The sequence below is a fragment of the Caballeronia sp. ATUFL_F2_KS9A genome (genome assembly GCF_023630765.1).
GTDB classification, from domain to species: Bacteria; Pseudomonadota; Gammaproteobacteria; order Burkholderiales; family Burkholderiaceae; genus Caballeronia; species Caballeronia zhejiangensis.
In genome coordinates this window covers 79,063-92,467 of sequence record NZ_JALQEK010000009.1, presented here as the reverse complement: position 1 = coordinate 92,467, position 13,405 = coordinate 79,063, and the positions used below count along the sequence as shown (strand labels likewise).

Here is a 13,405-nt window from a genome sequence, read left to right as displayed (position 1 = left end):
ACAATCTTCGGCTTTCGCGCCTAAGCCATGCGGACGACCGCATGCGCATCGTTTCGTCGGGGACGGCCCCATTTTTCAAGGGAGTCGCTCGATGTCCTGGATTCTTCTTTTCGTCGCCGGTCTGCTGGAAGTCGCCTGGGCGGCCGGTCTCAAATCGTCCGAAGGCTTCACCCGGCTCGGACCGTCCGTCTTTACAGTCATCACCGCGCTCGGCAGCTTCGTCCTGCTCGCGATGGCCATGAAGCAACTGCCGCTCGGCACGGCCTACGCCGTTTGGACGGGCATCGGCGCGGTCGGCGCGTTCGTCTTCGGAATCGTGTTCATGGGCGAAGCGCTGTCGGCGGCGCGCATCCTGAGCGCGGTGCTGATCGTCGCCGGGCTGATCGGGCTCAAGCTCTCGTCAGGACACTGAGGGCGCCGGGAACGCCAATCGCTTGAACCGTGCTGCACCGCGCGTATTTGCGTGGATATAATGGTTCGAGGTCATCCGCATTTGTCTGAGCGCAACGTTTTGCGCTTTTTCATCCTATCTTCGCGGATGTAGGCGGCTTCTTCCGGCATCTGCCGCAAAGACCGCTCTTTTCAATCGGCAAATCGTCCCGTAGCGGCGAACGCCGGCGGCAGGCAGCATTAGGGAGACGGCAATGCTTGAGTCACTTTCGCTCGCAGCGGGCCTGTCATGGGCGAGCGGGCTGCGCCTGTATCTCACTGTTTTCATCGCCGGCATGTTCCAGCGCATGGGAATCGTTCACCTGCCGGATTCGCTTGCGGTGCTCGGCTCGCCGTGGGTGATCGGCGTCGCGGGCGTGCTCGCGGTCGTCGAATTTCTCGCCGATAAAATTCCCGCCTTCGATTCCCTGTGGGACGCGGTGCACACGTTCATCCGCATTCCGGCGGGCGCGGTGCTCGCCGCCGGCTCCCTCGGCCACGCCGATCCCGCCATGCTCACCATCGCCGCGCTCGCGGGCGGCACGCTCGCCGGTGCATCGCATTTCGCGAAGGCGGGCACGCGGGCGCTCATCAATCTGTCGCCGGAGCCGGTGTCGAACTGGGCGGCGTCGGCGACCGAGGATGTCGGCGCGGTCACCGGCATCGCGCTCGCGCTCTTCGTGCCGCTGCTGTTTCTCGTGCTGCTTCTCGCGTTTCTGGTGCTGGCGGGCTGGGCGCTGCCGAGGCTCGCGCGCGGCGTGCACGGCGGGGTGTCGCGCATGGCCAAGCACATGCTGCCGAGCTCGGAACATCGGATGAACCGGCTGCGGAGCAAGCACGATTGAGCACCGCATTCAGGAACGATCAGGCCGCACGTAAGGCAGGACATTCGCATCCGCACATCACGCTCGGTTTCATGCAGACGATGCGTCAGGCGTGGCGCATGACCGGCCGCGACTGGCGCGCGGGCGAGCTCACGATGCTGCTGCTCGCGCTGGTGCTGGCGGTGGCGGCGCTCTCCAGCGTCGGGTTTCTCGCGGATCGCATGCGCCAGGGACTCGCGCGCGACGGACGCCAGATGATCGCCGCCGATTTCGTCGTGCGCGCCGATCATCCCGTCGATCCGATGTTCGCAACGCAAGCGAAATCGCTCGGACTCGAGACGGCGGGCACGACGATTTTCCCGAGCATGATCAGTTCGACGTCCGCGCAGCCGCTCTCGCGCCTCGCGGCGATCAAGGGCGTGACGCAGGGCTATCCGTTGCGCGGCGCGCTGCGCATCGCGCCCGCCGTCGACGCCGCCGATGCGCCCGCGCACGGCATTCCCGCGCCCGGCACCGTCTGGGTCGACGCCGCCTTGCTCGATGCGCTCAAGACGAAGGTCGGCGGCACGGTGAAAGTCGGCACGCGCACGTTCACGGTCGCGGGCGTCATCACGCGCGAACTGGATCGCGGCTTCTCGTTCGTCAACTTCTCGCCGCGCCTGATGATGCGCGCCGACGAAATCGCCGCCACGGGACTCATCGGCTACGGCAGCCGCGTGACGTATCGCCTGCTCGTCGCCGGTTCCGACAGCCAGGTCGAGCAGTTCGCGAAGTTCGCGCGCGAGAACGTCGATGGCGGCAAGCTGCGCGGCGTCGCGCTGGAATCGCTCTCCGACGGCCAGCCGCAAGTGCGCCAGACGATCGATCGCGCGAGCCACTTCCTCACGCTGGTGTCGCTGTTGACGGCGCTGCTCGCGGCGGTCGCGATCGCGATGGCGGCGCATCGTTTCGCGCGGCGTCATCTCGACGGCTGCGCCGCGATGCGCTGTCTCGGTGTCAGCCAGCGCACGCTGCGCGCGCTCTTCCTGAACGAATTTCTGGCGATCGGCCTGATCGGCAGCGCGGCGGGCGTCGTGCTCGGTTTCGGCGGGCATCTCGTGCTGCTGAACTGGCTCGGCTCGCTCGTCGATGTCGAACTGCCGCAGCCGAGCGTCTGGCCCGCGCTGCAAGGCGTCGCGATGGGGCTCGTGCTGCTGCTCGGCTTCGCGCTGCCGCCGCTTCTGCCGATCACGCGCGTGCCGCCGGTGCATGTCATCCGGCGCGAACTCGGCGATGCGCAACGCGTCGCCCATGCCGCGTATGGCGTCGGCGTGCTGCTGTTCGCGGCGCTTTTGATCGTCGCGGCGGGCGAGTTGAAGCTCGGCGGCATCGTCGCGGGCGGTTTCGCGGCGGGCCTGCTCGTGTTCGGCGCGATCGCGCGCGCGGCGCTCTGGGCGGCGGCGCGCTTCGTGCGGCGCGAGCGCAGCCGCGCGGGCGTCGGCTGGCGTTATGCGCTCGCGTCGCTGGAGCGGCGCAGCGGGTCGAGCGCGCTGCAAATCACCGCGCTCGGCATCGGGCTGATGTGTCTGCTGCTCATCGGCATGACGCGCAACGATCTCATCAAGGGCTGGCGCGACGCGACGCCGCCCGACGCGCCGAATCAGTTTCTCATCGACATTCAGCCGGACCAGCGCGCCGGCGTGCTCGACTATCTGCACGCGCACGGCCAGCCCGACGCCGCGCTTTCGCCGATGGTGCGCGCGCGTCTCGTCGCCATCAACGGCAAGGCTGTGAATCCGGACAACTACGACCGTGCCGACGCGAAGCGCCTCGTCGATCGCGAATTCAATCTGTCGTACACGACCGAGCTGCCGGGCGATAACCGCGTCACGCAAGGCGCGTGGTTCGGCAAAGACGGCAAGCCGCAGGTGTCGATCGAAGAGGGCATCGCGAAGACGATCCGCGTGAAGATGGGCGACGTGCTGCGTTTCGACGTCGCCGGACTGCCGGTCGAAGCGCCGGTGACGAGCGTGCGCAAGGTCGACTGGAATTCGTTCAAGGTCAACTTCTTCGTGCTGCTGCCGCCCGACGCGCTCGCCGATCTTCCCGCGACCTTCATCACGAGCTTTCATCTGCCGGCAGACGAGCAACGCGTGATCGACGGGCTCGTCGCGCGTTATCCGAACGTGACGGCGATCGATATCGCGCCGATTCTCGCGCAGATTCATCGCACGCTCGCGCAGGTGATCGGCGCGGTGCAGTTCCTGTTCCTCTTCACGCTCGCGGCGGGCGTGCTCGTGCTCTACGCGGCGCTTGCCGGCACGCGCGACGAACGCGTGCGCGAATCGGCGCTGTTGCGCGCGCTCGGCGCGTCGCACGGACAGATCCGCTCCGTGCAGGTCGCCGAGTTCGTCGCCGTGGGCGCGCTGTCCGGGCTGATGGCCGCGGTCGGCGCGCAGGGCATCGGCTATGTGCTGGCGGCGCGCGTGTTCGAGTTTCATATCGATTTCAATCCGTGGCTGGTGCCGGTGGGCATCGTCGCGGGCGTCGCGTGCGCGGGGCTCGGCGGCTGGCTGAGCCTGCGGCGCGTATTGGCGCGCCCCGCGCTGCAATCGCTGCGCGACGCGTAGTTTTTCGAATCAGAGCAATGACCGACGTCAATCCCGAAGACGATGTGCAAAAGCCGACCGCTTTCGAGCTGGTCGGCGGCGAAGAGCGCGTGCGCGCGCTCGTCGACCGTTTCTATGATCTGATGGACCTCGAGCCGGAGTTCGCGGGCATCCGCGCGCTGCATCCGCCGACGCTCGACAATTCGCGCGACAAGACGTTCTGGTTCCTGTGCGGCTGGATGGGCGGGCCGGATCACTACATCAGCCGCTTCGGTCACCCGCGTTTGCGGGCGCGGCATCTGCCGTTCGCGATTGCATCGAGCGAGCGCGATCAATGGCTGCGCTGCATGGCGTGGGCGATGGAAGACATCGGCATCGACGCATCCTTGCGCGAGCGGCTGCTCACTTCGTTCTTCGATACCGCCGACTGGATGCGCAACCGTCCCGGTTGATTCGCTTTCTTTTGTACCGGTTCAGGCGGGGCGCGGCTGATGCATCATCGGCTTTTTCGCCTCATCGCAAGGAAGCACGACCATGAGCACACGCGCACTCTTTCGCGAGGACGCTTATCAAACGCGTTGCGACGCGACCGTCACCGCCATCGACGAGCAGGGCATCCACCTCGATCAAACCGTGTTCTATCCGCTCGGCGGCGGCCAGGCGGGCGATGCCGGCACGCTGACGCTCGCGGACGGCACGGTCATCGCGATCGCCGATACGCGCAAGGCGAAGTTCGAAGGCGCAACGCCGGATGACGCGGTTCACGTTCCCGCGCCCGGTCAGGAGGATGCGCTTGCGAAGCTGAAAACCGGCGACAAGGTGAGCGCGGAGATCGACTGGGCGCAGCGTTACCGGCGCATGCGGCTGCATACGGCGAGCCATCTGATCTGCGCGGTGCTGCCGTATCCCGTCGACGGCTGCAGCATCACGACGGAATACGCGCGGCTCGATCTCGCGACGGTCGAGCCGATCGAGCGCGAAGCCGTCGAAGCGAAGCTCAACGCGCTGATCGGCGGCGCGCACGGCGTGCAGACCGAATGGATCACCGACGATGAAATGGCCGCGCGTCCCGAGCTCGTGCGCACGATGAGCGTGAAGCCGCCGACGGGCCTCGGCCGCGTGCGTCTCTTGCGCATCGAGAATGTCGATCTGCAGCCGTGCGGCGGCACGCATGTGCGCAACACGGAGGAGATCGGCGAGTTGCGCATCGCGAAGCTGGAGAAAAAGAGCGCGCGCACGCGGCGACTGGTGCTGGAACTCGTCTGAGCATGGATCCGCGCGCTCAGGCCGTGCTCGATCTCTGGTTCGGCGCGCCCGGTTCAGCGGAATTCGGTCAGGATCGCAAGCTGTGGTGGAAGAAGAAGCGCGCCTTCGATTCGCTGCTCGCCGAACGTTTCGGCGCGCTGCTCGACGAGGCGCACGCGGGCGGCTTGCGCGAGTGGGAAAGCACGCCGCTCGGCACGCTTGCGCTGATCGTGCTCATCGATCAGTTTTCGCGCAACTGTCATCGGAACACGCCGCGCGCGTTTGCGGGCGATGCGCGTGCGCTCGCGCTGGCGAAGACGCTGGTCGAGCGCGGCGACGATCTGCGCTTGCCGAGTGCGTACCATCGCGCGTTCGCGTACATGCCGTTCGAGCACGATGAATCGATGGGGAGCCAGCGCGAGGCGCTGCGCTTATTCGCGAAGCTGAAAGAAGAGACCGGCGTTTCGAGCTTCCATGAATCGGCGCTGGAGCACGCGGAAGTGGTCGAGCGCTTCGGACGCTTTCCGCATCGCAATCGGATTCTCGGACGCGAAATGCGCGCCGATGAGGAGGCGTGGCTGGCGGCGCATGGCGGGTTTTGACCCACGGGCGAAGCGTGCGCCGCATCCCTTTTACGTGAGGAAGCCCGCGTCACATCGTCGATCGAACGGATTGACATTGGTCGTTGACGATCCGTTTTCCGATTAGTTCTATTGATGCATGAGCGATGCGCCCCTAATATGAATACCGCTGTATCAAGGCACTATTCATATATCGGACCATCGCAACAGCATGACGCGCGCGAACTTTAATCGAATTACTTTGGTTTCCGTAACAGGTTTGCAGGACGCCACGCGCGCCGTTCCAGCGCTGGAATTGAGTCGCAGACAAATGCCAGGCGCGCGCGCATTACTTTGCAGCCCGAATTCGCCGCGCGGGCTGCCTGAAGGAATCGCGCACCGCAAGATCGCTCCCATGAACTACCACGAATACAGCTGGTTCGTGATGTTTGCGCTTTGGAAGCTGATCGACACCGATTTCGCGCTCGTCTTGCAGGATGATGGCTGGGTTCTGGACGGCAATAACTGGCGTGACGAATTCTTCGACTACGACTACATAGGGGCACCCGTTCATCAGGCGTGCGTCGAATCGGCCGCCGGTACCGAATGGATTTCACACTTCAAATGGCGCGATCGGATAGATCGTCCGGGCCATGTCGTGCGGCCTGTTTTGAATGGAGGCTTCAGCCTGCGCAGCAGGCGCATGTTGCGCGCATTGATGGATCATCCGGAAATCAAGGTTGAGATTCCGCGGCCGGAATTACTCGATAACAGCGAATTTCGCATGCGCTGGAGTAATCGCGCACCCAATGAAGACGTGCAACTGACTGCCACTTTGCGTCCGCAACTCGAGGCGGTCGGGATCAAGTACGCTCCGCTCGATTTGTGCAAGCGCTTTGCAGTCGAAGATTCCGGTCCTATCTATGGCGATGCCGATTTCATGGACCTTTTCGGCCATCACGCTTTCTGGCGCCGTCTGGTCAGCATCGATCCACCGAGCGTGGAGTACAAAGTCAAACGCAGTTTGGCACAGCGGGCATTCCGGGAAATGGATGTCGTGCGTATGTTGGAGGCGCGCGGGTATCGCGTAACGTTCGCTGCGGAGTGAGCAGGCATAAGGCGACACACTGGAAGACATCGCCCCCAGACGATGACGCTAGGGAGGTTTTCGGGAACTCATCATCGACGAAGGAGGGTGGCATGGTCGCATAGTATCTGGGTGCAATGTTCAGTTTTACGGTCGGTTAAATTAAGGATACGAATTAAATAAGGTATCCGAATAATGAGTGACTGCTTCCGGAAACGGGCCTAACGGCAAGGGGGAAGTTTCGACGCAGCAGCCTGGGAACTGCAACGGGATCGTCACTGTTGGTGCAACGGATTCCGGTGGCAATCGTGCTGTATTCTCGAATTACGGGCCGCCGGTCACTGTGATGGCCCCCGGCGGATCGATCATCTCGACCATCGATACAGGTAAGACCGTTCCCGCATCCAACTCCATGTTTTCGATATTGAGTGGCACATCGCAGTCGACTCCGCACGTAGCAGGAGTGATTGCACTCATGTTTGAGGCGAACCCTGGGGCGACCGTCGACGAGATAAAGTCCGCCCTGACTTCAACGGCGACATCGATGGCCGCACAGTGTCCGGAGGGTTGTGGCGCGGGTCTCATCAATGCCCGGAAGGCCGTTGAGAGCATCCTGGCGATCAAACGAAGCTGACAGGGCAGATCCCGCTGTTACGCGCTCGAGACGTCGTCGAGTATGAATGGAAGGCTCGCCTGCCGCGGGCCTTTGCAACGATCTGAACAGTTGCCGCGCGCCTGAGTTCGGTGTCGATAACGACATATGCGACATCAGCCACCCGATCGATTTGCTCGCTTCATCGAAATTGATCGCGCACTTTCCCCGTCAAAACCATATTCTCGCCGCCAAATGCGCGTCGATGAATGACCCAGCCTTTTGAGATGGCGTCGAATGCCAGTGATTTAGAATCGCTCGGCATCCTTATCATCCGACGTGTTTCATGCCCGATTTCAGCAACATCACTCTGGTCTCCGTGACCGGACTGAACGACGCCCACGGCGCGGCGCTGGCGCTCGAATTCTCCCGCCGGCAAATGCCCGGCGCTTCCGCCTTGCTTCTAAGCCCGTCCGCACCCGGCAATCTTCCGCCGGACATTCGTCACCGTGCCATCGCGCCGCTGAGCTTCAAGGAATACAGCCTTTTCATGATGTTCGCGTTGTGGCGCATGGTCGAAACGGAGTACGTCCTGATCGTCCAGGAAGACGGCTGGCTGCTCGACGCGTCGAACTGGACCGATGAATTCCTCGAATACGACTATATCGGCGCGCCCGGACACCTCGCGCGCGTCGACAGACCCGAAGGCATTTACTGGAAGAAGGATTTTTCTTGGTACGGCGATCTCGAGAACCCGGACTCCGTCGTGATTCCGGTGCTCAACGGAGGCTTCAGTCTTCGTAGCCGTCGCATGCTTCGTGCGCTGGTCGATCATCCGCACATCCGGATGGTGGTCCCGCCGCCCGACGTCAGCGATTCCGAGCCGATCGCCATGAGCTGGTTCAACGACGCCACGCATGAAGACGTGCAACTCACCTGCATGTTGCGTCCCGAGCTGGAAGCCGTGGGTCTGCGGTTCGCGCCGCTCGAAGTCGCGGCGCGTTTCGGTTTCGAACATGCCGCGCTCAGTCACATCGGCGTGAACCTTCACGCTGTATTCGGCATGCACGGTTCATGGCGGCGTCTTGCCAGCATCGATCCGCCGGTCGTGCGTTATGGCGCGACGCGGCGCCACATCGACGAACATCCGCTGGAGCCGCCTGTGGTCAAGATGCTCGAGGAGCGCGGTTATCGGCTCGAGTTCATGCCCGAGCCTGCTTGATCAACGCCCGCCCGACACGTCCAGAATCGCGCCCGTCACATACGACGACGCATCCGACAACAGCCATACGATCGATTCGCCGACTTCATCGGCGGTGCCCGCGCGTCCGATCGGCGTCTGCACGCCAAGTACGTGCGCGCGATCCGGCTTGCCGCCGCTCGCGTGGATGTCGGTATCGATGAGCCCGGGGCGAATCGCGTTCACGCGCACGCCTTCGCGCCCGAGTTCCTTCGACAGCCCGATCGTGAGCGTGTCGATCGCACCTTTGGATCCCGCGTAATCGACGTACTCGTTCGGCCCGCCGAGCCGCGCCGCCGCCGACGATACATTCACGAGCGATCCGCCCTTGCCGCCGCGCGAAGTCGACATGCGCCGCGCCGCCTCGCGCGCGCAGAGATACGCACCGAGCACGTTGATGTCGAAAATGCGCTTCATGCGCGCGATATCCATGTCCGCGAGCATCGAACCGGGCGCGACGATGCCCGCGTTGTTCACGACGCCATCGATCTTGCCGAAGGCTTTCTCCGTCGCGTCGAACATCGCGATGATCGCGGCTTCGTCGCTGACGTCGCCGGGAATCGCGATGGCCTTGCCGCCCGCCGCAACGACGGCCGCGACGGTGTCATCGGCGGCCGCGGCGTTCGACGCGTAGTTGACGCCGACCGACCAGCCGCGCGCGCCCGCGAGCACCGCAGCCGAGCGGCCGATGCCGCGGCTAGCCCCCGTAATCAGGATGACTTTAGACATCGGTTCCGCTCCTCAGACGGCGTTACGTTTTTCGGACCACTTGTCGATCGCGGGCGGCGTGTAGGTCTTCAGCTTTGCGATCATCTCGCCGGGTTCGGCTGCGACCTGAATGAAATCCAGATACGCCTCGCGCATGAAGCCTTCGTCGACCGTATGACGCAGCATCGCCATGAGCGGATCGTAGTAGCCGTTCACGTCGAGCAAGCCGACCGGCTTCTGGTGATAGCCGAGCTGCGCCCACGTGTAGACCTCGAAAAACTCCTCGAACGTGCCGACGCCGCCCGGCATCGCGACGAACGCGTCCGACAGATCGGCCATCTTCTTCTTGCGCTCGTGCATGTCGGGCACGACGTGCAATTCGGTGAGATCCGTGTGGCCGACTTCCTTCGCGAGCAGCAACTCGGGAATCACGCCGACGGCGCGTCCGCCCGCGGCGAGCACTTCATCGGCGATGAGTCCCATCAGCCCGACGCGGCCGCCGCCGTAGACGAGCGAGAGATCGTTTTCAACGAGCGCGCGGCCGAATGCCTTGGCCGCTTCGGCATAGACGGGGCGGGCGCCGGTCGCGGAGCCGCAATAAACACAAACTGCCTTCATTTATCTGGAATCCTTCGGTATTTCGGTCTTCGACGCGTTCGATGCGTTGGACGCGTCTTCGCGCGGCGGCAGGAAATCCGCATACTCGCGCTTTGGCAGCTTACCGGAAACGAGATCGTCGAAGAGCTGACGCGAGCGTCCGCGCAGATACGGCGCCATGATCGAGATGATATGCAGGCTCGCCTGATGCAGTTCCGTGCGGATCGCTTCCTGATCGTTGTACTTGCGCGGATTCATCACGTACTGATACGACAGCCAGTACGTCGCGATCACGCCGATGTTCGTCGCGATCACCTTGATCTCCTCGGGCGTCGCGACCATTTCCTGATCGGCCACGAGCGCCTCGCACAACTGGCTCGCGAAGTGCACCTTGTGCGTGATGATCTGCTTGAAGTGTGTTTCGAGCGTGCGGTTGCGCGCGAGCAGATCGTTCAGGTCGCGATACAGGAAGCGGTAAGTCCACAGGAAATCCGCCATGTATTGCAGATACGACCACATCTCGTCGATCGTCGGGCGATGATCGTCCGGAAAGCGCAGACGCTTCTGAATCTGCTGCTCGAACTGCGCGAAGATGCTGTTGATGATGTCGTCTTTGTTGCGGAAATGGTAGTACAGGTTGCCTGGACTGATTTCCATCTCCTCGGCGATGGTCGTCGTGGTGACGTTCGGCTCGCCGATATCGTTGAACAACTTCAGCGACAGCTCGAGTATCCGTTCGCGGGTGCGGCGGGGTGGTTTGGCTTCCATGTCGTCCGACCTTGGGATCGGGCCGCGAGGGCTCGGGATGAGCGTTCGCGCGGCCGCTTCCGTTGCTATTTTTGAGAATATCGGACGATTATAAACCGGTCGTTCTGCGGCACGGACGCGAGCTTTGAGCGCACGAATTCTCTTTTATAAGATACGCGCGAGCCAAGCGGATGCAAACGGCCAAAGAATCAGACCCCAGGTAATGACGCAGACGCCGAGCGCGACCATCACCGCGGCGCTGCCGAAATCCTTCGCGCGCTTTGACAACTCGTGACGTTCGAGCGATATCCGGTCGATGGCCGCCTCGACGCTCGAATTCAGCAACTCGACGATCAGCACCAGCAGCACGGACGCGATCAGCGCCGCGCGCTCGACGGGCGAGACCGGCACGAAAAGGCTGCACGGCAGGAGGATCGCGGCGAGCGTCAATTCCTGACGAAACGCGCTTTCCTCGCGAATCGCGACGCGAAAACCGTACAGCGAATTTTTCATCGCGTGCCACGCGCGCGTGAAGCCGCGGTTGCCCTTGTACGGATTGAAGGGCAGGTCGTCGGGGCCGAGCGGCTCGGGCGGCTGCGCGGACGTTTCGTCGATGTCTTCGGGGTCATCGTCGAAGGGATCGCGCGCGCGGCCCGTCGCGGACGAAGCGCCTCGCGCGTTCGCTTCGGCCCGTTCCTGCGCCACGGCGTGTCGCGTCATGCCGCTGCCCGGTCCGAGCTCGCGGCGCGCGGCCCGAACTGGCGCAGATGCGATGCGAACTGCTCCGAGGCCGCGCGCCACGAGAAGCGTTCGGCCCACGCGCGGGCATCGGCGCGTTCGATTTTCAGCGCCTGCAGGCAGGCTTCGTGAAGGTCGTCGTCGAGCGCACCGGGGCCGTTTTCGCCGAGCACGTCGATCGGGCCCGTCACCGGATAGGCCGCGACCGGCGTGCCGCAGGCCATCGCTTCGAGCAGCACGAGGCCGAAAGTATCGGTCTTGCTGGGGAACACGAAGACATCCGCCGCCGCGTAGACCTTCGCGAGCTCCGGCTGCGACAGCACGCCCAGATAGTTGACGTTCGTATAGCGCGACTTCAGCTCCGCGAGCGCCGGACCTTCGCCCGCGACCCACTTCGAGCCGGGCAGATCGAGCTTGAGAAACGCCTCGACGTTCTTTTCCACGGCCACGCGCCCGACGTACAGAAAGATCGGCCGCGCCGTGTTGAGCACCTTCGACTCCATCGGATGAAAGATGTCGAGATCGACGCCGCGCGTCCACAGCACGACATTGGTGAGGCCGTATTTTTCGAGATCGCTTTTGACGACGGGCGTCGGCGCCATCACCGCCTGCGAGCCCTTGTGGAACCAGTGGAGGAAGCGATACGTCAGCGCGAGCGGGATGCCGAAGCGCGCCTTCACATACTCTGGAAAGCGCGTGTGGTACGCGGTCGTGAACGGCAGCTTGTGACGCAGCGCATACGCGCGCGCCGCGAGTCCGAGCGGACCTTCGGTGGCGATGTGCAGCGCGTCCGGCCCGAACGCGTCGATGCGGCTCGCGACGCGCTGTCCCGGCATCAGCGACAGGCGAATCTCCGGATAGGTCGGGCAGGGAATCGTTCTGAACTCGAGCGGCGTGAGCAATTCCACGCGATGTCCGAGCGCGGTGAGTTCCTTCGTCGTCTGCGTGAGCGTGCGCACGACGCCGTTGACCTGCGGTTCCCATGCGTCGGTAACGATCATGATCTTCATCGGCTTTGGCCCCGTTGGTTCGTTCGTGGTCAGACGGTCGCGCGTGCTTTCGCCGGCCGCGCTTCCGGCGAGCGCATCACCGTCCAGTAGACGATTTTCAGTTCGCCGTCGTAGGTTTCGACGAGCGCCGAGAGACTCTCGACCCAGTCGCCGTCGTTGCAGTAGAGAATGCCGTCGATGTCGCGGATTTCGGCCTTGTGGATGTGCCCGCACACGACGCCGTCGCAGCCGCGGCGGCGCGCTTCGTCGGTCATCACGCGCTCGAACTGCGAGATGAAGTTCACCGCGTTCTTGACCTGATGCTTCAGGTATTGCGACAGCGACCAGTAGTTGAAGCCGAGCTTCGTGCGCACGCGATTGAACCAGCGGTTGAGCAGCAGGATCATCGTGTAGGCGGTGTCGCCGAGATAGGCGAGCCATTTGGCGTGCTGGATCACGCCATCGAAGAGATCGCCGTGCACGATCCATAGACGCTTGCCCGCGAGCGTCGTGTGAAAGGCTTCGCCGCGAACGTGGATGTCGCCGAACGCGAGATCGCAGAACTGGCGCGCCGCTTCGTCGTGATTGCCCGGGATGTACACGACCTGCGTGCCCTTTCGCGCCTTGCGCAGGATTTTCTGCACGACGTCGTTGTGCGCCTGCGGCCAGAACCAGCCTTTGCGAAGCTGCCATCCGTCGATGATGTCGCCGACGAGATACAGATACTCCGACTCGTGGTGCCGCAGGAAATCGAGCAGATACGGCGCCTGGCAGCCGCCCGAGCCGAGGTGGATATCGGACAGCCAGATCGTGCGGTATCGATGCGGCTCTCCGCCAGAATCGGCGATGCCGTCGTGCTGGCCCGGCGACGCGGATTCGGACCCGAACGATTCCGTGGACTCCGATCGCAGCGCGAAGGGACCGGTGCGCAGTTCGTTATTGCTGAAGCTGAAGGGAGAGGGCGGGTCGATTGCCGGTCGGGCGGACGAGTTGAAGGCCATTGGCTCGCGCATCGGGTTTCGGTATGCGCATTACGCCTTCCGGCCGTGACCGAGCCGTGA

The 13,405-nt window shown here is 63.6% G+C and carries 16 protein-coding genes; 10 read left to right on the top strand and 6 right to left on the bottom strand.

Annotated features, from left to right (window positions below; all coding sequences use genetic code 11):
* Positions 1 to 91 precede the first annotated feature (91 nt).
* From sugE to NCS67_RS08355, 10 genes are all read left to right on the top strand, one after another.
* The gene (gene sugE, locus NCS67_RS08400; protein ID WP_008341930.1) at positions 92 to 412 is read left to right on the top strand and encodes a quaternary ammonium compound efflux SMR transporter SugE; all 321 of its coding nucleotides are present in this window, start codon (positions 92 to 94) and stop codon (positions 410 to 412) included.
* 232 nt (positions 413 to 644) lie between these two features.
* Positions 645 to 1,274 carry a DUF4126 domain-containing protein gene (locus NCS67_RS08395; protein ID WP_008341929.1) on the top strand — a complete coding sequence of 210 codons (630 nt, stop codon included), beginning with the start codon at positions 645 to 647 and terminating at the stop codon, positions 1,272 to 1,274.
* 71 nt (positions 1,275 to 1,345) lie between these two features.
* Positions 1,346 to 3,862, top strand: coding sequence for an ABC transporter permease (locus tag NCS67_RS08390; RefSeq protein WP_372492618.1), 2,517 nt, complete (start codon positions 1,346 to 1,348; stop codon positions 3,860 to 3,862).
* 17 nt (positions 3,863 to 3,879) lie between these two features.
* Positions 3,880 to 4,293: a group II truncated hemoglobin gene (locus tag NCS67_RS08385; protein WP_008341927.1), complete on the top strand. Its 414-nt coding sequence runs from the start codon at positions 3,880 to 3,882 to the stop codon at positions 4,291 to 4,293.
* An 82-nt stretch (positions 4,294 to 4,375) separates the two neighbouring features.
* Complete coding sequence (locus NCS67_RS08380) at positions 4,376 to 5,107, top strand: alanyl-tRNA editing protein (RefSeq protein WP_008341926.1); 732 nt, start codon at positions 4,376 to 4,378, stop codon at positions 5,105 to 5,107.
* Between the two features lie 2 nt (positions 5,108 to 5,109).
* Entirely contained in the window at positions 5,110 to 5,688 is a 579-nt protein-coding gene (locus NCS67_RS08375; protein WP_051996616.1) for a DUF924 family protein, read from the top strand.
* A gap of 190 nt (positions 5,689 to 5,878) precedes the next feature.
* Entirely contained in the window at positions 5,879 to 6,754 is an 876-nt protein-coding gene (locus NCS67_RS08370) for a DUF5672 family protein (RefSeq protein WP_033535778.1), read from the top strand.
* A 178-nt stretch (positions 6,755 to 6,932) separates the two neighbouring features.
* Positions 6,933 to 7,367, top strand: coding sequence for a S8 family peptidase (locus NCS67_RS08365; protein WP_075583547.1), 435 nt, complete (start codon positions 6,933 to 6,935; stop codon positions 7,365 to 7,367).
* Positions 7,368 to 7,413: 46 nt separating this feature from the next.
* Positions 7,414 to 7,611: a hypothetical protein gene (locus NCS67_RS08360; protein WP_250434913.1), complete on the top strand. Its 198-nt coding sequence runs from the start codon at positions 7,414 to 7,416 to the stop codon at positions 7,609 to 7,611.
* Between the two features lie 60 nt (positions 7,612 to 7,671).
* Entirely contained in the window at positions 7,672 to 8,547 is an 876-nt protein-coding gene (locus tag NCS67_RS08355) for a DUF5672 family protein (RefSeq protein WP_034473046.1), read from the top strand.
* Here the strand turns inward: NCS67_RS08355 and NCS67_RS08350 are convergent, their stop codons facing one another.
* The 6 genes from NCS67_RS08350 to NCS67_RS08325 all read right to left on the bottom strand — a co-directional run bounded on the left by NCS67_RS08350 (position 8,548) and on the right by NCS67_RS08325 (position 13,345).
* Complete coding sequence (locus NCS67_RS08350; protein WP_008341918.1) at positions 8,548 to 9,294, bottom strand: SDR family oxidoreductase; 747 nt, start codon at positions 9,292 to 9,294, stop codon at positions 8,548 to 8,550.
* A gap of 12 nt (positions 9,295 to 9,306) precedes the next feature.
* Positions 9,307 to 9,891, bottom strand: coding sequence for an LOG family protein (locus NCS67_RS08345; RefSeq protein ID WP_244807439.1), 585 nt, complete (start codon positions 9,889 to 9,891; stop codon positions 9,307 to 9,309).
* A complete protein-coding gene (locus tag NCS67_RS08340) occupies positions 9,892 to 10,638 on the bottom strand; it encodes a TetR/AcrR family transcriptional regulator (protein WP_008341915.1) in 747 nt (248 codons plus the stop codon).
* A 144-nt stretch (positions 10,639 to 10,782) separates the two neighbouring features.
* The gene (locus tag NCS67_RS08335; protein ID WP_008341914.1) at positions 10,783 to 11,337 is read right to left on the bottom strand and encodes a diacylglycerol kinase; all 555 of its coding nucleotides are present in this window, start codon (positions 11,335 to 11,337) and stop codon (positions 10,783 to 10,785) included.
* The gene (locus NCS67_RS08330; RefSeq protein ID WP_250434911.1) at positions 11,334 to 12,365 is read right to left on the bottom strand and encodes a glycosyltransferase family 4 protein; all 1,032 of its coding nucleotides are present in this window, start codon (positions 12,363 to 12,365) and stop codon (positions 11,334 to 11,336) included. The genes NCS67_RS08335 and NCS67_RS08330 overlap by 4 nt, the downstream gene beginning before the upstream one ends.
* Positions 12,366 to 12,394: 29 nt before the next feature.
* The gene (locus NCS67_RS08325) at positions 12,395 to 13,345 is read right to left on the bottom strand and encodes a UDP-2,3-diacylglucosamine diphosphatase (RefSeq protein ID WP_250434910.1); all 951 of its coding nucleotides are present in this window, start codon (positions 13,343 to 13,345) and stop codon (positions 12,395 to 12,397) included.
* Positions 13,346 to 13,405: the final 60 nt, after the last annotated feature.